The following is a 20213-nucleotide window of genomic DNA, read 5'->3' as shown; positions in this document are numbered from 1 at the left end:
ATAAGAAGTATTTTCATAAAAGTTTAGAGTTGGAAGAGAGGGGTCAACACTTTGCAATTACGCAACATGATTGAAGCATACAAACCATACAACGAACAAGAAATAGAAGATAAAAAAAGAATCCTTACTTATATAGATACTTATCCAGATGTTTTGACTCGAGAGAATGAAATTGCACATTTTTCAGCTTCAGCTTGGGTTGTCAATCATGACTTTACGAAAACGGTTATGGCTTACCACAACATTTATCAGTCTTGGTCATGGTTAGGCGGCCACGTAGACGGAGAAGAAGATTTTCTAAAAGTCGCTCTTCAAGAAGTAAATGAAGAAACAGGCTTGAGCAAACTCAAACCTGTTCAAACAGACATCTATTCAATTGAAATTTTAGAAGTACCGGCCCATATAAAAAGAGGAAAAGAGATTCCTGAGCATTTGCATTTAAACGTTACCTATTTAATACAGGCGGACGAAGAAGAACAACTTCTTGTAAAGCCAGACGAAAATAGTGCTGTTGCTTGGATGTTCTTAGAAGAAGCAGTTGAGAAAAGCAGTGAAGCTGAAATGAAGGAAATTTATCGTAAATTGAATGAAAAAATTCCTGTTGTGCAGAATCAAAAAAATTAATAACCTCTTTGTTTTAATGCTGCTTCAAGTTTGTAAAGCTGTGTTTTTAAAACATCAGTAGGAAGAGCTACGTTAATTCGCTCAAATCCGCTGCCTTCCTCTCCAAAAATATAGCCTTCATCTGTAAAGAACTCTGCTTCCTGATGCAAGAACTGTTCTAACTCTTCATCAGATAGAGCCAGTGCACGAAAGTCGAGCCACTGCAGATACGTTCCTTCTGGAAAAGGTGCTTTGATTTTGGGAAACTTTTCTTGAAAAAAGTCATGAACAACTTGGTGGTTATTTTTGATCAACGTTAACAATTCATCCAGCCAAGCTTCGGATTTTGTATAGGCAATTTCACAAGCTTTAAAACCAAATATATTGATCATGTCTCCGCGTACCTTTTCGATTTCACTTCGGAAACGTTCGCGGATTTTTGGATCTTCAATAATAATATTAGAAAGACCTAAGCCGGCTAAATTGAACGATTTAGAAGGTGCTGTACAAGTAATGGTCTGCTTTTTTAATTGTGGATGGGCAGTGGTTGTTACGGTATGAGTATGTCCAGGCATAATAAAGTCATACCAAATCTCATCAGAAATGAGCAGTAGATCATGTTGGATAATGATTTCCGCTAATTTTTGTAACTCTTCTTTTGTCCATACGCGTCCTACGGGATTATGCGGACTACAGAAAATAAGAATTTTATTTTCTGCTTTTGCAGCAACCTCTTCAAAAGCGTCAAAGTCGATGGTATAGTGTCCATCAGTCTCAATGAGAGGAACGTTTACTTCTGTTCGCTCATTATCTTCAATTGCTTGCAGGAAGGGGTAGTAGACAGGGCGGAATACAATAATGCCATCACCTTTATTTGAAAAAGCTCGAATAGCAGCGTAGAAAGCGGCAACTACCCCTTGTGTATTTATAATCCATTCTGGTTCGATCGTCCAATTATGACGCTTCTTCTGCCAATTCACAACAGCTTTGTAAAAGCTTGGATAAGGTAAGGTGTATCCTAAAATTGTTTCATCTAAGTATTCTTTCAATCCCTCAATTATTTCAGGTGGGTTTTTTAATTCCATATCGGCGATAGAAAGCGGCACAGTATCTGGAGCGACCTTAGAGTTCCAATCTGCCATTTGTTCCCATTTTGCTGACCCAGTATTTTTCCTATCAACAAGAGTGGTAAAGTCGTATTTCATAGCACACCTCCATTAATCATTGTACTAAGTGTAACACGATTAGTGGATTTTTTGAGTTGTCAAAGAGAAAATTATCGACTTCTGTCTCCGGTATTTAGTCTAATTCGACATTCTGCTTATAATCATGAGATAACTTCTCAAAAGTGGGAGTTTGGAGCAGCAAAAAAGGTGTGAAGGTTACAAAATTCATAAAAGTGGGAGCTTGAAGCAGTAAAAAAGGTGTGAAGGTTACAGAATTCAAAAAAGTGGGAGCTTGGAGCAGCAAAAAAGGTGCGAAGGTTACAGAATTCATAAAAGTGTTCAGCTGGACCAGCAAAAAGCCAAGGCAACTTTCTGCCCTGGCTCATGTAATGATTTTATTCAATCGAACGTCTTTCATCATCGATGTTCACGATATTTTCAATATCTTGGACATATTCATAAGTTCCTAAATAGCTTCCATCATCATCGCGCAAAGCTTTATAGGTCACCATCACAAAATTCCCTCGAGCACGGAACCACAAAGTTTCGGAGTCTTTTGTTCCCGCTTTGAAGTCAGCGATTAACTTCCGTACAATTGGCTGGCTTTTTGGTGGATGACAATTATAGACTTCTCGTCCTAATGAGTTTTTTGTCCGCGGAAATAATTTTTTGCCCGGACCATTGTTAAAGTATTTCACTTTATCATTTGCATCAACAAAAGTGAGTTCCAACGGCTGCTCGTTCAGAATTTTCTCCAATTCCTTTACGGATAGATAACCCGTTTCAAATTGAATATTGCCATCTTTATCGGTTGGAACACCGTTTACATTGAATTCATAACGCTCTGGTTTCCATTTTGCTTCTGGTTGGACCATGCAATAGCCGATTTCTTCTGATTCAGCCGCAATCGATATCCAATCATCTTCATTAAAAAAAGGAATAATCATCGGTAACATGATTTCTTCTTCTTTGACAACCATCTCTTCAATCTCATACTTCATATTATCGAATATTTCTGTAGCCTGATCTAGTTGGTCGGTCTCGATAATATTACGGAAACTTTTAATCATGTCGCGAATTTGGTCGTCGACTCCCCACATTACTTTTGGTGGCGCAGTGAAGCCGTATCGTTCCATGATAGGAAAGAATGAGTTTTCTTTTCTAGCGTAATGTTTGTCGATTTCCCAAAGCATATCAATTTGCAAGAGTAATCCATGCTTTAAGTCAGGGGCAGGCTCATCCAAATATACAAAAAATAGTTTTTCGATTCGATCAAGTGCAGTTTCAATCGCTAAGTTTTCTTCTTTTATGACCCGGATGGGGTGGCCCGGTTTGTCTTGCTCTTCACTGTATTCATAAACGGACTCAATCGAACCATTAAAGAGAGAAGCGTGAACATTACAAAGAAGCATAATTTCCTCCGCTTGGATACCTTGGCTCATAAGGCGACGTTCCATAACAGAAATCTCAAATGCACTGACATTATCGAAATGTTCTTTAAATTCAATCTTGATTTGTTCCTCGTCCTCGCCATCATGCAAACGAAGAATGAGGTCTTTCAAAATCATTTGACGAGCTTCAAAATCTATTGAGCGTTGGCTTTGTTTTTTCAATTAGAGTTCCGACTCCTTTACTGTAAATCCATTTTTTTCCAGCGTTTGAACAATTGTTTCGTAAGGAATACCGAATTGTTTTGCGGCTCTTCCCAAAGTCATCATTCTTCCTGCAGTATGCAACATTTTGTCATCACTTAATGGAGTAAATCCTAAGCTGATAATTACTTCACGAACTTCTGGATGTTTTGCGACCGTATCAAAAACGGTATCCTTTAAGCTAACTTCTTTCACAGCGTTCATCCTTTCTCGATCCTATCTATCTAAATGAATTTTATTCACATAAGGCTGCTACTATAATAAAGAAAAGTGACAATCTTTGCAAGGTAAAATGAGCAGGTATTACAAATAGAAGCAGAACGTGTTAAGATAATGAACGTATAAGATTCTATTTAAAAATGAGGTCTAAAAGTTATGAAGAATTTTTTTAAAGCAACTTTGTTACTATTAGTAGTTGCAATGGGCTTTACTTACTATCATGAGCAAAAAGAAAATGAACCCAAATCGTCGGTTATTATTAATAATGAAAATGTCCAAAACGTTACCAGTGAAAAAGATGTTCCTAATAGAGAGGAACATCCTTCAAAAATCGAATTAGTGCGTACAAGCGATGTACCTTTATTTCTTCAAACAGCGGATGAATGGAAAGACATCTCGTACGGTACGGACGGCGATGAAAATATGGCAGAAAATGGCTGTGCTATCGCAACTTTAGCGATGATTGGGAATTATTATGGATTTGAATCTACACCAGCTACTGTTCAAGAATGGGCTCAAAATGATTACTATATCTATGGAGCCGGGACGAGCTGGGAGATTTTTGAAGATTATGCATTATTTCATGAGTTGGACTTCTTAAACCTAGGTAATAATATTGAATGGGCAAAAGAAGAACTGGAAAAAGGACACTTAGTAATCGTTTCTGTAGATGTAAGTCAATTCACTGATGTTGGGCATATTATGCTCTTGACCGGTTATCAAGACGGAAAATTCAGTTTGAATGATCCCAATGATGATTTGGAAAATAAATTCCATAACTACAATTGGTATGAAAGCTCGATCATCGAAGAAGCGGGAATGAATTACTGGTCTTATTCTTTGTAAAACTAAGTATATTTGTTTTTTAGTAGTTCAATGACATCTGAATCATTCAACTGATTAAACTTTGCATAATAAGCACCTACAGCCCCTAAATAATGGCGGGTACGTTCCAATGTAATTAATTCATGTACTTCTTCTTCTAGTTTTTTTGCCATGGATTCAGGAACTACCGGAATCGCGACTACTATTTTTTGGGGGTTTTGCTTCTTTACGTCATCAATGGCTGCCAACATTGTATAGCCGGTTGCAATGCCATCGTCGACGATGATGGCTGTTTTTCCTTCAAGTGATTCAGGGAAACCTTTGTTGTTATACTTATACCGACGCCTTTTTATTTCGTTTTTCAGTCTAGCTTCTTCATTCATCAGCCATTCTTTATCTACCTGCATAATTTCAGACATATTATAAATAGCTTTACCGTGTTCTGAAATTGCCCCAATCGCATATTCAGGATTAAAAGGGTGTCCAATTTTTTTAGTAATAATTAGCTTGAGAGGGACTTGCAAGTGTTTGGCAACTTCCACACCTAAAGGAACACCGCCACGAGGCAATGCAAAAACAATCGAATTTTCTCCTTGATAAGCAGTTAATTTTTCGGCAAGTTGTCGACCAGCATCGTGTCGGTCAAGGAATTGTGCTCTTTTCATTTCACTTCATCCTTTCTAGTTAAATTAAAGCGCTTTCTACTATTATCATACCATTGTTTATGAAAAATATCGATGATAGACAAGAAGGAAAGTTGGGCAGAATGAAAAAGAATTTCTAAAAAATATAACAGTATAAAATACAGATTCATCAAAATGAAAAAAGTGAAAAAATAATGATAACAAGCAAATAATAACAACTTTTAGCGACTTATATGATAGAATATAATGCAATGAATAAGACAGAAGTACATAAAAAAATAACAGAGGAAGGAGGAGTAAGCATGGAAAAAACAGCACCGGAAGAAACAATTGAAGCAAACGAATCTCAAAAAATGACAATTGAAAATATAGAGGATCGTTTGCGGGGGATGGAGTACAATATCAAGAACAATATGGCCTTGAGCAGTGTCCCTATTCTTAGAGAAGCGCATCATCAATTTCCAGATCATCCGCAAGTGAATTATTTATTGGGGCTAAGCTATTATCGAAATCATGATTATAACAAGGCAATGGCATATGTTCAAAAAGCAGTTGAAACGAACCCAGAGGCAGACTCCTATTTAGTTTTGCTGGCGCAATTGTATCTGCAACAAAACTTCACGGATGAGGCAAAACAATTAGCAGAGCGAGCTTATGCGATTAATGAGAAAAATTGGGAAGCAGCTCGAATTTTAGCATCTCTGGCATTTGAGCGCAATCAATTAGACAGAGCCTTGGAAATGACAGAAGTAGTCTTGGAAAGACAACCAAAATTATATGCCTCCCATCGCTTAAAGACGAAGATTTACCTGCAACAAGAAGAGTCGTTAGAAACGATTTTAAATTCAATTGAAGTATCTGAAAAGCATGGTTACGACGATGATATCGAATATGACCGTGTGTATGCACATTATATTCATGGTGATTTTGAGGAATGCCGCAAAATTTATGAGTATCTAAAAAGAACGCGCCCCTTATCTCATAGTACAGCCAAAGTAGAATCTTTGATTGACAGCATGCAACCTAAAAAGGGAAAACGTTCTACGATTCAAAATCCATTTGGCATCGAAACAGCGCAACCTTATAAGAAAACACGCCCCCACATCGAAGATGTTTTAGAAGAATTAAATGAATTAGTAGGCTTAGACGAAGTGAAGGATACAATCAACCGGATCGTGAAGCTGATGGAATATGACAAACGCCGCGCCTATATGCTATCGATTGAAAAAGGTGAACAACCCAGTTATCACTTTGCCTTTTCTGGAAATCCAGGAACAGGAAAAACGACCGTCGCCCGTATTTTAGGAGATATTTTCTATTCATTAGGAATTTTGGAAACAGGTCAATTAGTTGAAGTGGACCGTTCCGATTTAGTCGGTGGTTATATGGGACAAACTGCTCAAAAGACGCGTGAAATTATTGAATCAGCTAAAGGCGGCGTTCTTTTTATAGATGAGGCATACTCTCTGTCTCCTGCCAAGAGTGATCATGGTGATTACGGTGCTGAGGCGATTGAAGTACTGATTAAGGCAATGGAAGATTATCGCAATGATTTTATTGTTGTCTTGGCCGGTTATGATGCTGGAATGAAAGAATTACTCAAGTCGAATCCTGGCTTATCAAGCCGCATTAATATGCAAATTTATTTTGATGATTTTTCTGATAAAGAGCTGCTGGATATTGCGACCGATCAAGCGGAAGACAATCACTATACATTAACAGAGGAAGCTGAGAAAGCTTTTCTGATTAAGATTAACCAAGAAAAAGTATCTCCCCAATTTGCCAATGCTCGGGCTGTTCGAAATATTATGGAATCGGCTATGCGTGAAAGAGCCTATCGATTGAGTGACCGTTCGTTAACAGAAGAAGATTTGGTCATTCTAGAACCATTAGATTTCGGTATTAATCCAGATCAATTATTTGGCGATGATATTAAGGACTTAATGGATGAATTACAAAGCTTAGTAGGACTTGCCGATGTAAAAGAGCAAGTGAAATCCATTATTAATTATGTGCGTGCTGAAAAGCGACGGGAAGAACTTGGACATGGAACCAATGATTTGTCTCTGCATATGGTATTTACTGGAAAACCAGGTACAGGTAAGACGACTATTGCTCGTTTAATCAGCCAGATTTTGAAATCCATTGGTGTTCTGAAACGTGGACATATGATCGAAGTAACCAGAGATGACTTAGTGGGGCAATATGTCGGTCAAACGGGGCCGAAAACTTTGGAGAAAATCAAAGAAGCTTATGGCGGCGTACTATTTATTGACGAAGCTTACTCACTCTATTCTGGTTCTGAAAGTGATTTTGGTTTTGAAGCGATCAGTACGTTAATTAAGGAAATGGAAGACAACCGTGATAAACTTGTCGTGATTATGGCAGGTTATCCAGGAGAAATGGAATTAATGTTAAACATGAATTCTGGTATTCGTAGTCGAGTTGCGTATACCATTGATTTTCCTGACTACAGTAGTGCTGAATTAACAGAAATTTTCCTAATGGGAGCAAGTCAGCAAGGTTTTATCTTGACGGATGAAGCAAAAGAAACAGTTCAACATGTTTTTGAAGAAGGATTTGAGAAACGAGACAGTCATTTTGGGAATGCTCGTTCTGCTCGAAGTTTGTTCGAAAAAACGAAGCTTCAGCAGAGTAATCGTCTGGCAATTGACGATGAAGCTGATCTATTCACAATTATTTCAGAAGATATTGTAAAAGCATAAAAACGGCTGGCATTATGATTTCTGGTGCTGGTGCCTCAAAGGGAGAGTGAGCGTTCAAACGTGGACTCTCCCTTTTGTCATGGGTGTGGCTGCTTTAGCAACCTACAAACAGCTCCTATTCCGTCAGAAATTGCAAAATGGTAGTCTAAGTTTTTCTGACATTAATATCCAGCTCTCAATTCCTGGCCGAGTGGATATGGATGCATTTACAGAAACAGACGTTCAGAGGGCATCTTGTGGCCGAACATCGTTATTTTCAAGAAATAAAGATGATCAGCAAGAAATTTAACATTGAACATCTTTATTCCCAAAAAATAAAGACATTCAGGCTGTAAAATGAGCTTGAACGTCTTTATTTTAGACTAGGGTAGTATAAGTTCTGCCATCAATGTCCAACTCACAAGTCGGACTTGCCCTCTTTTCGTGTTGCTAAACGGTAGGGATCCAACATTTTGAATCCATTTATAATTTCCTCTATCAATTCTTCATTCGTTTCGAATTCACTAATTTTTGGAATGTCATATTTTACGAGCACTTTCCGCACGCTGCCGTCTAAGACTTTTGATTTTAATTTTTCGCGAATATCTTCTGTGCCAGCTTCACGTTGGCTTTCGCCATTTTCTTGAACAAGATAATATAAGGGCTCGCTAATTGGTACTTCTAGAACTTGATTTTGACGAACAATCGTTTCCGGAATCACTCCTCGTTCAATAAAACTAACTTCAACGGAAATACCCAATCGTTCTTCAATCGTCAACAGACGAATTGCGAAACAGGAATCGGCTCTGGTCTCTGTTTCTGTTTTAAAATAACACCAAAAATGTGGACGGCCAATTTGAGCTTGATTCATCCAGCCGCTCACTTTTTGCATATTAAAATCCGATAACCGAGCATGTACTGCTTTCGAAAGTTCTTGGAATTCTTTTCGCGCAAGCTGGCCCTCTTTTTTAAAAGTCTCCATCTCTATTTTACGCTCACCAGCTTTTTCTGGGGCGATATATTTTTTTCCTTGATAAGAAAGATAATCTTCCATAGATTGAATATTTATTTCCATATCATTATCAACTCCTTACCGTTATTATACTGCAATTTTTAATTTTCAATGAGGAAAAGTCAGGAACCGTTTGCAATGAGAAAACCATTCCACTATCATGGAGGTACAAAATAAAAGAAGAGGTAGCGAAGAATGCAAGAAAAATGGTGGCATCAATCAGTTGTGTATCAAATTTATCCAAGAAGTTTCCAAGACAGCGATGGAGACGGCATTGGTGATTTGCAAGGAATTATTTCTCGTCTAGATTATTTAGAAAATTTAGGAATCGATGTTATTTGGCTGAGTCCAGTTTATCAGTCACCAAATGACGATAACGGCTACGATATTAGTGATTACCAAGACATTCATCCTGATTTTGGAACAATGGCAGATATGGATGAATTAATTGAAGAAGCAAAAAAACGGAATATTCATATCGTGATGGACTTAGTAGTGAATCATACATCCGACGAGCACCCTTGGTTTATAGAGGCACGAAAGAGTAAAGACAATCCGTATCGTGATTATTATATTTGGCGGGATCCCGTAGACGGCAAAGAACCCAATGATTTGCGCTCAGCTTTTAGTGGCTCTGCTTGGCAATTAGATGAGGAAACAGGTCAATACTTTCTGCATCTCTTTAGTAAAAGACAACCCGATTTAAATTGGGAAAATGAAACCGTTCGCCAAGAAGTTTATAATATGATGAATTTTTGGATTGATAAAGGAATTGGTGGTTTCCGAATGGATGTAATTGATTTAATTGGAAAATTGCCTGACCAAAAAATTACTGGAAACGGTCCTAAATTACACGAGTATCTACAAGAAATGAATCGAGAATCGTTTGGGAAGGCAGACTTATTAACAGTTGGAGAAACGTGGGGAGCAACACCTGAAATTGCGAAGTTATATTCAAACCCTGCACGCAAGGAGTTATCGATGGTCTTTCAATTTGAACATGTCGGTCTGGATCAACAAGAAGGAAAAGATAAATGGGATTTGAAGGAATTATCCATACCGGAATTGAAAAAAGTCCTGTCAAAATGGCAAGTATCCTTAGATAATGAAGGGTGGAATAGTCTTTTTTGGAATAATCACGATTTACCAAGAATTGTCTCACGCTGGGGAAATGATAAGGAATACCGTATCGAAAGTGCGAAGATGTTTGCGATTTTGTTGCATATGATGAAAGGAACTCCTTACATTTTTCAGGGCGAAGAAATTGGGATGACGAATTATCCGCTAAAAGACATTTCTGAAGCGAACGATATTGAAACGCTGAATATGTATTATGAGCGTCTTGAAGAAGGGTACCGTAAAGAAGAAATCATCGAATCGATTAACGCCAAAGGCCGCGATAATGCAAGAAGACCGATGCAGTGGGATGATAGCGAGCAGGCTGGTTTTTCAGCTGGAATGTCCTGGCTACCGGTACATCCCAATCATAAAGAAATTAATGTTTCAGAGAGTCTGGCCGATGAACAGTCAATTTTTTACTGTTACAAAAAACTGATTCAATTACGAAAAGAAAATCCTATTGTCATTTACGGAAGTTATACATTGCTGTTGGAAGATGATCCCAACATTTTTGCTTACATAAGAGCATACGAAGGAAAACGCTGGTTAGTATGCGCAAACTTTAGCGAAAAAGTCCAAAACCTTCAATTGACTGAAAAACAAAGTATCAATTATCCAATCATTCAGAACTATTCAAGAAAACAGTATGATTTGGCCGATTTAACTTTAGAACCATATGAAACGTTTGTGGTGGATTTGAATCCTGAAAAAGAAATCTAACAAAAAAAGCGGACTTGTCCGCTTTTTTGTTAGATTTCTATTCCGGCAACTCCGAAAGCTCCGGGTCCGCTATGGCAAGTAATCACGCAACCTGCTTCAATCCATTCGATATGGTGAAAGTCATATTCTGCAGCTACCTTCTCCAGTTCTCGCTTAATCTCTTCTTCGAGACCAACAGAATAAATGAAATAGAGCTGTTTGCGATCAATATTGTAGTTTTTAAAATAATCATGTAAGAGAGTAGTTGTTGCTTTAAGCATTTTCCCGCGATATTTTTTTGTTGAAACAAGTTTGCCGTTAATCAATTCAATCATCGGTTTTAATTTTAACAAAGAAGCACCTAAATATTGGGCATTAGTAACTCGCCCGCCTGCCCGCAGATATTCTAGATTACCAGGTAAAAAGGCTAATTTCGTTTTCGGAACAACCTGTTCAATCGCAGCAATCAGGTCTTCCCCACCAATAGTTGGATGATCTTGCAGTAGCTCTGCTGCATATAAAACAACTGCACCTAAACCGCCCGTTACATTTAAAGTGTCTACAAAATAGATATCATTGAAATCTTCGCCTGCAATTAGAGCATTTTGAAAAGAAGAGGAGGCTTGGGATGTATAACCAACATGGACAATCATACTTTCAGGGTTTTCCGCTCGAACAGCTTGGAATAATTCTGTATATTCATTTGGGTTTGTTGAAGTGGTAGAAGGGATTTTTTTAGTGCTTTCGTAATAATCAAAAATATCTGTTACAGGAATCGAGCCGTCTTTATAATCTTTTCCATCCATGATGACATGCATAGGTACTACTTTGATGCCAAATTTATGCACCAATTTTTCTGGTAAATCTGCACCGCTTTCGGTAGTAAGAACAATCTTTCGCATAATATCTCCTTTAGCCAAATACAATCGTATGTTTTTTTCCATCATACCACAAACTAAATCGCTATCAGTTTAAATAATGAAAATTTTATTCACCAAACAAGGAACACACCTCTCCTGTGTTTTTGTGATATAGTATTACTGACAAAAAGCACGAAATAAGGAGTTTATTTATATAATGGGAAAAAGTTTAGTACTAGCAGAAAAGCCCTCTGTTGCAAGAGATATTGCCAAAGTTTTAAATTGTAACAAGAAAGGCCAAGGATATATAGAAGGAAACCAATATGTGGTTACCTGGGCATTAGGTCATTTAGTGACGCTTGCAGAGCCAGAGCAATATGATAATAAGTATAAAACATGGAATTTAAATGACTTACCCATGTTGCCGAAAGATTTGAAATTAACAGTTATTCGTCAAACTTCCAGCCAGTTTCAAGCAGTAAAGAAACAAATGCTTCGTAAAGATATCGACGATATTATTATCGCCACAGATGCCGGGCGTGAAGGGGAGTTAGTGGCTCGCTGGATTATCGAAAAAGCTAATGTACACAAGCCGATGAAACGATTATGGATTTCCTCCGTTACAGATAAAGCAATCAAAGACGGATTTAATAAGCTAAAACCAGGAAAAACATATGAAAACTTATATCAATCAGCAGTTGCTCGTTCAGAAGCTGATTGGTACATTGGTTTGAATGCGACTCGTGCGCTTACGACAAAATACAATGCCCAACTCAATACCGGACGTGTGCAAACGCCAGTCGTTGCAATGATTGCAAAACGAGAAGAAGAAATAAAGAATTTTCAGCCTAAAAGCTATTATGGAATTGAGCTTATAACAGAAAATGACATGAAATTGATTTGGCAGGATAAACAAAGCGGTCAGACTCGCTCTTTCGATCGTGAAAAAATCCAACAATTAGTGAAGAAGTTGAACCAGAAGAGCGTGGATGTTTCTTCTGTTAATAGAAAGCAAAAGAAAACATACCCATCTGGCTTATATGATTTAACTGAACTGCAAAGAGATGCGAATCGTTTCTTTGGTTACTCTGCTAAAGAAACATTGAATTTGATGCAAAATTTATACGAAAGACACAAAGTTCTTACCTATCCTCGTACTGATTCACGCTACTTATCGACAGATATTGTATCTACAATCCCAGATCGATTAAGGGCAATTGCATCGCCGCAGTATCGTTCATTAGTGGCAAAAGTAACGTCTAGACCAATCAAAGCAAATAAATCATTTGTTGATGATAGTAAAGTATCCGACCACCATGCGATTATTCCAACAGAACAATCAATTCCATTGCAAAAATTGTCGGATCGGGAACGGAAAATTTATGATTTAGTCGTGAAACGTTTCTTAGCTGTTCTATTTCCAGCAGAAGTCTGGGAACAAGTAACTTTGGAAGCAGAGTTAAATGGAGAGCGATTTGTGGCAAGAGGAAAAACAATTCTAGAGGCAGGTTGGCGTGAGGTATACGACAATCAGTTGGATGAAATCGATGAAGAAGATGATTTGAAAGAACAAATTCTTCCTCAATTGAAAAAAGGAGATCAGTTAACAATCTCCTATGTTTCTGAAACGAGCGGACAAACAAAACCACCCGCAGCTTTTACAGAAGCAACCTTACTTTCTGCTATGGAGAATCCAGCAAAATACATGGATTCTAATGATAAAAAAATTACGCAAACCCTAAAAGAGACCGGCGGATTAGGAACAGTGGCGACACGCGCAGATATTATTGATAAACTTTTTAGCTCATTTATGCTTGAAAAGCGCGGTACTCGAATTCACACGACAGGAAAAGGCCGACAGTTACTTGAGTTAGTGCCGGCAGAATTAAAATCTGCAGAACTCACTGGCGAATGGGAATTGAAGCTGGAGCAGATTGCCAAAGGAAAATTGAAAAAAGAGCATTTTATTAATGAGATGAAAGAATATACAAAAGAAATCGTTTCAGAAATTAAAAGAAGTGATACACAATTCAAACATGATAATTTAACGACCAAACATTGTCCGGATTGTGGAAAGCCAATGCTTGAAGTAAATGGTAAAAGAGGAAAAATGTTGGTATGCCAAGACCGTGAATGTGGCTACCGCAAAAATGTTTCCAAAGTCACTAACGCTCGTTGTCCAGTATGCCATAAGAAACTAGAATTAGTAGGCGAAGGAGACGGCCAGATGTTTGTATGTAAATGCGGACACCGTGAAAAGCTTTCCGCTTTCCAAGAGCGAAGAAAGAAAACCGGCGGAAAAAAGGCCGATAAACGGGATGTTCAAAAATATCTGAAGAGCCAACAAAAAGAAGAGCCGGTTAATAATGCTATGTTTGAAGCATTAAAAGGATTGAAGTTGGATAAATAACAGTTAAAGCAATGAATCTGGATGATTGTCGTCCAGGTCATTGCTTTTTGTGGTTCTCTGTCAAATGAAGTTGGGGAGCCTAAAAATATTAATTTTATAATTTTTATCAGGTAAAGGTACCAATTAAAGTGGACACTTTCCTTGATAAAAATAACTTGTCAGGGAAAGCCTTCTTTTTTACAACCCTCTTTCCTTGATAACTACGATTTATCAAGGAAAGAGGGTGTTTAAATTCTCTGTATTCCTTGATAAATAATTCTTATCTATCTAAAAAAAGGCAGCACTATTTTTTATAGACTAGGGGATTATAAGTTCAGCCATCAATGTCTAGCTCCCAAGTCCTGACCTAGTGAAAAAAAGATAAATTTGCCCCATTGCGCGCTTCGCTGCTCATTCAGGGTCAAATTTCCTATTTTTTCATAGGCCAAGGCGGACTTGTCCGCTTTTCTTAAACGTTGCTTTCCTTTGACTTGCCAACACCATAAACGATAGAGCTTTTTTTGTAAGTTTTCTCTGACATTATTTGGGAAGCAAAAGTGGAGAAATGTTGTAAGAAAAACACTCTTCAAATCTTATCTCTCTTTTCTCTTACACTCAGAAAAGGTACAATAAAAGAAATAAAGAGATGGGGGAGGCTGGAAGATGGATCTGCATCATTATTTAACATTGTTTATCCCAAATTTGGCGAGCTTGATTGAGATGGTTGGCGTTATAATTGTCGTCTATGGTGTTATACGTTCGATTATATTATTTATATTTGCAGGCGGAAATTTAATGGTAAGTGATCCAAAACTCGATTTAGCGAAGGCATTGTCTTACAGCTTGGAATTTAAACTTGCAGCGGAAATTTTGAAGTCTGTTATTATTCAAACGCTTGATGAATTTGTTATCTTAGCTGCTATCGTAATTTTACGTGTTGTCTTGACCTATGTCATTCATTGGGAAATTGAATCGAGCGAAAAAAGTGAAGCGATTGAGCACCGGAATTTAAGTGATCGTTTTAAAAAGAAAGGGCATTAGACTTGCGAGTAGATAAAGTACTGGAAGAAAACGGATTTGGCTCAAGAAAGACAGTGAAGCGGCTATTTCAAAGAAGAGTAGTAAGAGTAGATGGAAAAGTGATTACAGATGGCAGTTATAATGTGGATAGTCAACTTCATGAGCTTACTGTCGAGAACAAAGTGGTTTCAGTTCCAAGGCAGCATTATTATTTATTCAATAAACCGGCTGGCGTTGTAACTGCACGAACAGATAAAAATCGTCAAACAATTTTAGATTTATTGAAGGAAGAAGACAAAAAGGATGATTTATATCCAGTAGGACGCTTGGACCGGGATACAGAGGGATTATTATTGGTAACTGATAATGGTCAATTAGGTTATCAATTATTATTGCCTGATAAAAAAGTCATGAAGACTTATGAAGCAATCGTAAATGAAGTCGTTACGGAAGGAGATGTTGAAGCATTTTTGGCTGGCATTGTTTTTATAGGGGGAGAGAGATGTAAGCCGGCGCAGTTATCGGTTCTTTCCAGCTCACAAAACGAAAGTTGTGTTCGCCTGAGTATTCAAGAAGGAAAGTTTCATCAAGTGAAGAAAATGTTCCTTGCACAAGGAAAAAAAGTAACCTATTTAAAACGAATTGCCATGGGACCGTTAGTGTTAGATTGTCATTTGCAGCCTGGAGAATATCGGCCGCTTACGTTAAGTGAGTTACAATCATTAAAACCCTATTTTCGTTATAAAAAAGAGGAGACAGATATAAATGAATGAATCAATTCGAATGTTGTATAATCGAATCTATAAAAAAATGGATATTGTCCATTTTGAATCTTTATGGGAAGGTTTTTATCCTTTTCCTTTCGCACTTTACGATGACGAAATGGTTTACTTTGCCGATAGAGAGATTCCTTGGGATGAGCGCTTTTTAGCTAATACATCCATTTCTTTCGAAGGAGAACCATTAGCTATTTGGAATATTCAAATGGATGATCCAGAAGATGATGACATTTTACTATCGAATCTAATTCATGAAATGTTCCATTGTTTTCAAACAGAAAAAGGAGAAATGCGTTTTGCGAACGATTTAGCGATGCTGAATTATCCCTTGTCGTTAGAAAATTTTCAATTAAAGCACCAAGAAAACCAATCTTTTGTGCAAATATTTCGGAAAAATGACCAAGCAGAAAAAGAAAAATATTTCGCAAATTATGTTGCAATAAGAAGTGTGCGAAAAAAACTTATTGGCGAGCATTTTTTACATGAACTGAAGTTAGAGACCATTGAAGGCGCTGCGGAATTTGTAGGGTTATCTGCACTAAAACTGTTAGATGAGAAAAAGTTTCAGAAAAAAATAAAAAATTATTGGGAACTTTTGGAGAAGGAATCTCCCTTGTTATTTGATATTCGGAGGATATGCTATTATACAGGCTCATTATTCTATTTTGCGTTACAGGAATTGGGTTATGAATGGAATCAAAATTTGTCCGAAGAATCACCGATTTATGAACAAATTGAATTTCAGTTAACCTTTACAAACGTAGAGATTGAAAAAAATCAAAAAATCAGCCATTTATTAGAATCAGAAAAAAACTTAAAAAGCGAAACCCTTCAGAGTTTTTTGGCTGTACCACATGAAGAAGTTCCTTTTGGAGCTGTAATCAGCGGGTATGATCCAATGAATATGTTTCGTAAAGATGACCTCTTGTATTGCTCTCATTTTGTCTATCTAAAAAATAAAGAAACATCAGAAAAATTATTTTTAGCGGGACCGATTCTACTAAAAATGGTGCCTGGGAGTTTGGATCAAGTAGAAAGTTATTTTATACAAAAATAAAAATCTCCATACGTAGCTTTTATGCTATATATGGAGATTTTTTTATTCAGTTTTATTCTCTTCTTGTTCAGTAGTCTCTTCTGACGTATTTCCTTCTTCATCCATTACTACATTGTCACCAGCTAGTTCAGGATCGATTTGATAGGGACCATCTGCCAAAGCGTAAAAACGATTATAGCGCTTCTTGAATTTTTCAAAGAAATATTCGAATAATACTTTTAGAATCGCAAACAATGGTACTCCCAGAATCATTCCGAGAACGCCAAGCAGGTTACCCATGATGAGCAAAACAATAATGATAGTTAATGGATGCATTTTTAACGTCTTTCCCATAATGCTCGGTTCGATGACATTTCCTTGAATGAATTGTGCAATTAACCAAACAACCGCCATTTTCAATAACATGGCAGGAGACGTAAAGGCAGCCACGATTACTGCCGGTACAATTCCGATCGTTGCACCGATATAAGGGATGATTGCAGTTACAGTAGCAATAAAAGCTAGAACGAACGCATAATCCAGGCCGATAATTAAATATCCTACTAATAATAATGCACCGAGACTTAGTGCTACCATTGATTCTCCCACGATATAAGATCCTACAACCTTCGTGATACGATCTGACACTATTGTAATATCATGTCGGAAAATTGGCGGAATCAACTTCATGATGAATGGTTTAAACTTCCCACGATCTGCCAGCATGAAGAAAAGGATAATCGGGAAAGTAAAAATTACCACTACTACATTGGAAATTGTAGAGAAAACATCCACGATTTTTTGAGAAGAATTGCTGATCCAGTCCCACACCATGGATGGAATGTCTCCAATTACACTATTAATGGACTCCATACCATCATTGTAATAAGATTCAAATATGCTGCCAGAAGCAAAATTTTCGATTCGCTCTGTCAAGACATTAATGTATTCGGGAAAATCGTCTACAAATTCCGTAATTTGTTCCACTAAAATAGGGACTAATAAAATTAATCCGTACGCCAATAAGAGCAGAAAAACGGCAAATACGATAATCGTGCCAAATGTACGACGCAAGCCCTTTTTTTCAAACCAACTAACAAGCGGGTTCAAGATATAAAAGAATACCACTGCTAAAATAATTGGAGCGATAATGGTTGAAAAAATAACTTGAAGCGGACGGAAAATAAAAGAAATATGATTGAAGATCATGATCAAAATTCCCAACATAATTAATGCAGTAAATGTAAATAGTAATTTTTTCCCGCCCCAAAATTTTATAAAACGCATATCGTCTTTCTCAGAATTTATCTTGGATTGATCTTTTTCCATTAAAGACACCTCATTCATTATTTAATTTAACTTTAGTTTAGCATAATAGCCAATAAAATAGCTCGTACCAGAGATGGATATTCGCAATTTCATCTAGTGAACAGTTGACATGCTCCTCACTCGACGAGAATAACATCGATTCTCATCAAGTAGAAACTTGAGCATGAACCACTGGATGAGATTCACACTTATTCTCATCCAGTGACAGTTAGAAAGTTCACGACTAGATGAAATCATGCAGAAGCTCCATAGTAATTCGACGCAATTTAGTAGGGTAGCATAAATTACTTTCGCCATTAATGGTTAGCTAGCTATCAGAAATGTAGTACAATAATAAAAAATGAATACAAAGGAGTTTAATTTATGAAACCTTCTATATATACGAGAACTGGGGATAAAGGAAAAACAAGAATCGGTGGCGGAAAGGCTGTTGAGAAAAATGATGCACGAATCAATGCATTTGGTGAAGTAGATCATATTAATTCTTGGTGTGGGTTGGTAGAAGCCTCTTTGGCAAAAAATCCTTATGCGGGCGATATTCGTGAAGACATACGAACTATTCAACAATTTTTATTTGACTGTACTTCCGATTTATCTGTGCCGCAAGGATACCGTGATTATAAAATAACAGGAGAACATATTGAGTGGTTAGAAGGATTAGTTGATCGATATAGTGAAGAGCCTCCTGAGACCTTCTATTTTATTATTCCAGGCGGAACAGAAGCAGCTAGTTGGATGCATGTTCTTCGCACTACTACACGAAATGCAGAACGTTCCCTCGTTACCTTTATACAAGAAGAACCAGAAGAGGTAAATCCACATGTCTTAAAATTTGTTAACCGTTTATCGGATTATTTTTTTATTGTTGCTCGCGTACTGAATGTGCGTAATGAAGTGGCTGATGTGCCTTATGATCGCAGTGAAAAAGTGTTTCATGTATCTAGGGAAAAGCGTGAAGCTGAAAAAAAGAATAAAGATTAATTCCATATCGTATTATTCGCTATCTTCTTTCTTTCTTGCTACAATTATTTTGTAACTTTAAGGTGCAAATAGAGAAGGAGGAAACGTAATGACGGATAAAGAAAGAGATATCATCGAGACAGAAGAGCCTAAAAAAGGGTATTTCCAAGAAGATGAAAGCAGTGACATGAATCCTGAAGAACAGATTGATAATCCTGACTATCAACCCGCTGACAAATTGAAAGACAAGGTAGCTATTATTACTGGAGCTGACAGCGGCATTGGCGCGGCGACAGCGGTGGCTTTTGCAAAAGAAGGTGCAAAGTTAGTTTTAACAGATATAGATAACGAAGAGGATGCGGAAAAAACACGTACCCTTTGTGAAAAATATGGTGCAGAAGTACTTTGGTTTACAGGTGATGTTGGAGACGAATCATTTGCAGAAAAAGTAGTGAATGGTGCTGTTGAAAAGTTTGGTAAAATTGATATTTTAGTAAATAATGCTGCACAACAATTAGAAAAAGAATCGATTTTGGAGATTAGCGCTGCACAATTAGACCGTACTTTCCGAACCAATATCTTTGGAATGTTTTATTTTGTGAAAGCGGCGTTTAATCATTTAAGCGAAGGAGCTCGTATTATTAACTCTGCTTCGATTACCGCTTATCGCGGTTCTCCAAATTTATTGGACTATGCTTCTACAAAAGGAGCAATCGTGGCCTTTACTCGTTCCCTCGCTCTAAATAAGGAATTTACCGATCGGAAAATCCGAGTGAATGCTGTAGCTCCTGGTCCAATATGGACGCCGCTTATTCCTGCAACAGTAGAACGCACAAAAGAAGAACATGGCAGCGGACAACCACTCGGACGAGCAGGCGAATCTTATGAATGTGCACCTGCTTATGTATATTTAGCAAGTGATGATTCAAGTTATGTAACCGGACAGACCATCCACGTAAACGGAGGGGAAGTCGTCAACGGTTAAAAAAGAATGTTATGGATTGTACTTAGATACCTATGCTATGGCAGAAATAATGAGTTGGACTTTTTGAACCAACGTTATTTCTAAAACCAAAAAGCTATCTGGGGTTCAGAACACCTTTAAGCAGCAGTTAAACACAAAATGACGAACCCGTTTGCAGGTTCGTCATTTTTTATAGACTAGGGGATTATAAGTTCAGCCATCAATGTCTAGC

Annotated in this window: 18 protein-coding genes; 11 read left to right on the top strand and 7 right to left on the bottom strand. The window is 37.4% G+C overall.

The genetic code is table 11. The features are described from left to right. The first annotated feature begins 51 nt into the window (after window positions 1-51). A complete protein-coding gene (locus tag EJN90_RS04395) occupies window positions 52-624 on the top strand; it encodes an NUDIX hydrolase (protein ID WP_407657521.1) in 573 nt (190 codons plus the stop codon). Here EJN90_RS04395 and EJN90_RS04390 read toward each other — a convergent pair. The 3 genes from EJN90_RS04390 to EJN90_RS04380 form a co-directional block, all read right to left on the bottom strand. After that, window positions 621-1808 (bottom strand): MalY/PatB family protein, encoded by a 1188-nt coding sequence (locus EJN90_RS04390; protein ID WP_126109050.1) that lies wholly within the window; start codon window positions 1806-1808, stop codon window positions 621-623. The two genes, EJN90_RS04395 and EJN90_RS04390, sit on opposite strands and share 4 nt — an antisense overlap. A gap of 356 nt (window positions 1809-2164) precedes the next feature. Beyond that, the gene (locus EJN90_RS04385; RefSeq protein WP_126109049.1) at window positions 2165-3382 is read right to left on the bottom strand and encodes a DUF438 domain-containing protein; all 1218 of its coding nucleotides are present in this window, start codon (window positions 3380-3382) and stop codon (window positions 2165-2167) included. After that, window positions 3383-3616, bottom strand: a complete 234-nt coding sequence (locus tag EJN90_RS04380; RefSeq protein WP_227872577.1) for a DUF1858 domain-containing protein — start codon at window positions 3614-3616, stop codon at window positions 3383-3385. It lies immediately after the preceding gene. Window positions 3617-3796: 180 nt separating this feature from the next. On the opposite strand from EJN90_RS04380, the gene EJN90_RS04375 reads away from it, so the two are divergent. Then, complete coding sequence (locus EJN90_RS04375; protein ID WP_126109047.1) at window positions 3797-4486, top strand: C39 family peptidase; 690 nt, start codon at window positions 3797-3799, stop codon at window positions 4484-4486. A 2-nt stretch (window positions 4487-4488) separates the two neighbouring features. Here EJN90_RS04375 and EJN90_RS04370 read toward each other — a convergent pair whose 3' ends face one another. Continuing rightward, window positions 4489-5130, bottom strand: a complete 642-nt coding sequence (locus EJN90_RS04370) for a phosphoribosyltransferase (protein WP_126109046.1) — start codon at window positions 5128-5130, stop codon at window positions 4489-4491. Between the two features lie 281 nt (window positions 5131-5411). Between EJN90_RS04370 and EJN90_RS04365 the strand changes: the two genes are divergently transcribed. Further along, window positions 5412-7835: an AAA family ATPase gene (locus EJN90_RS04365; RefSeq protein ID WP_164544001.1), complete on the top strand. Its 2424-nt coding sequence runs from the start codon at window positions 5412-5414 to the stop codon at window positions 7833-7835. Between the two features lie 46 nt (window positions 7836-7881). Next, the gene (locus EJN90_RS04360; RefSeq protein WP_126109044.1) at window positions 7882-8124 is read left to right on the top strand and encodes a hypothetical protein; all 243 of its coding nucleotides are present in this window, start codon (window positions 7882-7884) and stop codon (window positions 8122-8124) included. 108 nt (window positions 8125-8232) lie between these two features. Here EJN90_RS04360 and EJN90_RS04355 read toward each other — a convergent pair whose 3' ends face one another. Beyond that, the gene (locus EJN90_RS04355) at window positions 8233-8889 is read right to left on the bottom strand and encodes an HI_0552 family protein (protein ID WP_126109043.1); all 657 of its coding nucleotides are present in this window, start codon (window positions 8887-8889) and stop codon (window positions 8233-8235) included. A 132-nt stretch (window positions 8890-9021) separates the two neighbouring features. Here EJN90_RS04355 and EJN90_RS04350 point away from each other — a divergent pair, with 132 nt between their 5' ends. Continuing rightward, window positions 9022-10665, top strand: coding sequence for a glycoside hydrolase family 13 protein (locus EJN90_RS04350; protein WP_126109042.1), 1644 nt, complete (start codon window positions 9022-9024; stop codon window positions 10663-10665). A gap of 29 nt (window positions 10666-10694) precedes the next feature. On the opposite strand, the gene EJN90_RS04345 is transcribed toward EJN90_RS04350, so the two are convergent. Then, window positions 10695-11546, bottom strand: a complete 852-nt coding sequence (locus tag EJN90_RS04345; RefSeq protein ID WP_126109041.1) for a DegV family protein — start codon at window positions 11544-11546, stop codon at window positions 10695-10697. 175 nt (window positions 11547-11721) lie between these two features. Here EJN90_RS04345 and EJN90_RS04340 point away from each other — a divergent pair, with 175 nt between their 5' ends. The 4 genes from EJN90_RS04340 to EJN90_RS04325 all read left to right on the top strand — a co-directional run bounded on the left by EJN90_RS04340 (window position 11722) and on the right by EJN90_RS04325 (window position 16749). Further along, complete coding sequence (locus EJN90_RS04340) at window positions 11722-13914, top strand: DNA topoisomerase III (RefSeq protein WP_126109040.1); 2193 nt, start codon at window positions 11722-11724, stop codon at window positions 13912-13914. Window positions 13915-14556: 642 nt separating this feature from the next. Continuing rightward, entirely contained in the window at window positions 14557-14934 is a 378-nt protein-coding gene (locus EJN90_RS04335) for a DUF1622 domain-containing protein (protein ID WP_126109039.1), read from the top strand. 2 nt (window positions 14935-14936) lie between these two features. Beyond that, window positions 14937-15686 (top strand): pseudouridine synthase, encoded by a 750-nt coding sequence (locus EJN90_RS04330; protein ID WP_126109038.1) that lies wholly within the window; start codon window positions 14937-14939, stop codon window positions 15684-15686. Beyond that, window positions 15679-16749 carry a hypothetical protein gene (locus EJN90_RS04325; RefSeq protein WP_126109037.1) on the top strand — a complete coding sequence of 357 codons (1071 nt, stop codon included), beginning with the start codon at window positions 15679-15681 and terminating at the stop codon, window positions 16747-16749. The genes EJN90_RS04330 and EJN90_RS04325 overlap by 8 nt, the downstream gene beginning before the upstream one ends. Before the next feature lie 42 nt (window positions 16750-16791). Here EJN90_RS04325 and EJN90_RS04320 read toward each other — a convergent pair whose 3' ends face one another. Then, window positions 16792-18057 carry an AI-2E family transporter gene (locus EJN90_RS04320; protein ID WP_164544000.1) on the bottom strand — a complete coding sequence of 422 codons (1266 nt, stop codon included), beginning with the start codon at window positions 18055-18057 and terminating at the stop codon, window positions 16792-16794. Window positions 18058-18420: 363 nt separating this feature from the next. Between EJN90_RS04320 and EJN90_RS04315 the strand changes: the two genes are divergently transcribed. Both EJN90_RS04315 and EJN90_RS04310 read left to right on the top strand, forming a co-directional pair. Continuing rightward, window positions 18421-19038, top strand: a complete 618-nt coding sequence (locus EJN90_RS04315) for a cob(I)yrinic acid a,c-diamide adenosyltransferase (RefSeq protein ID WP_126109035.1) — start codon at window positions 18421-18423, stop codon at window positions 19036-19038. Window positions 19039-19126: 88 nt separating this feature from the next. Next, on the top strand, window positions 19127-20002 hold the full coding sequence (locus EJN90_RS04310; protein WP_126109034.1) for a glucose 1-dehydrogenase: 876 nt from the start codon (window positions 19127-19129) through the stop codon (window positions 20000-20002). Window positions 20003-20213: the final 211 nt, after the last annotated feature.

The organism is Jeotgalibaca ciconiae (assembly GCF_003955755.1).
Taxonomy (GTDB): domain Bacteria; phylum Bacillota; class Bacilli; order Lactobacillales; family Aerococcaceae; genus Jeotgalibaca; species Jeotgalibaca ciconiae.
The sequence above is the reverse complement of the archived record's forward strand: the minus strand, read 5'-3'. Positions and strand labels throughout refer to the sequence as shown.

Excerpts from the sequence above, each read along its gene's own strand:
- EJN90_RS04315 (WP_126109035.1), top strand. The coding sequence starts at position 18,421 with ATGAAACCTTCTATATATACGAGAACTGGGGATAAAGGAAAAACAAGA.
- EJN90_RS04310 (WP_126109034.1), top strand. The coding sequence starts at position 19,127 with ATGACGGATAAAGAAAGAGATATCATCGAGACAGAAGAGCCTAAAAAA.
- EJN90_RS04335 (WP_126109039.1), top strand. The coding sequence starts at position 14,557 with ATGGATCTGCATCATTATTTAACATTGTTTATCCCAAATTTGGCGAGC.
- EJN90_RS04365 (WP_164544001.1), top strand. The coding sequence starts at position 5,412 with ATGGAAAAAACAGCACCGGAAGAAACAATTGAAGCAAACGAATCTCAA.
- EJN90_RS04355 (WP_126109043.1), bottom strand. The coding sequence starts at position 8,889 with ATGGAAATAAATATTCAATCTATGGAAGATTATCTTTCTTATCAAGGA.
- EJN90_RS04370 (WP_126109046.1), bottom strand. The coding sequence starts at position 5,130 with ATGAAAAGAGCACAATTCCTTGACCGACACGATGCTGGTCGACAACTT.
- EJN90_RS04390 (WP_126109050.1), bottom strand. The coding sequence starts at position 1,808 with ATGAAATACGACTTTACCACTCTTGTTGATAGGAAAAATACTGGGTCA.
- EJN90_RS04325 (WP_126109037.1), top strand. The coding sequence starts at position 15,679 with ATGAATGAATCAATTCGAATGTTGTATAATCGAATCTATAAAAAAATG.
- EJN90_RS04375 (WP_126109047.1), top strand. The coding sequence starts at position 3,797 with ATGAAGAATTTTTTTAAAGCAACTTTGTTACTATTAGTAGTTGCAATG.
- EJN90_RS04340 (WP_126109040.1), top strand. The coding sequence starts at position 11,722 with ATGGGAAAAAGTTTAGTACTAGCAGAAAAGCCCTCTGTTGCAAGAGAT.
- EJN90_RS04345 (WP_126109041.1), bottom strand. The coding sequence starts at position 11,546 with ATGCGAAAGATTGTTCTTACTACCGAAAGCGGTGCAGATTTACCAGAA.
- EJN90_RS04320 (WP_164544000.1), bottom strand. The coding sequence starts at position 18,057 with ATGGAAAAAGATCAATCCAAGATAAATTCTGAGAAAGACGATATGCGT.
- EJN90_RS04350 (WP_126109042.1), top strand. The coding sequence starts at position 9,022 with ATGCAAGAAAAATGGTGGCATCAATCAGTTGTGTATCAAATTTATCCA.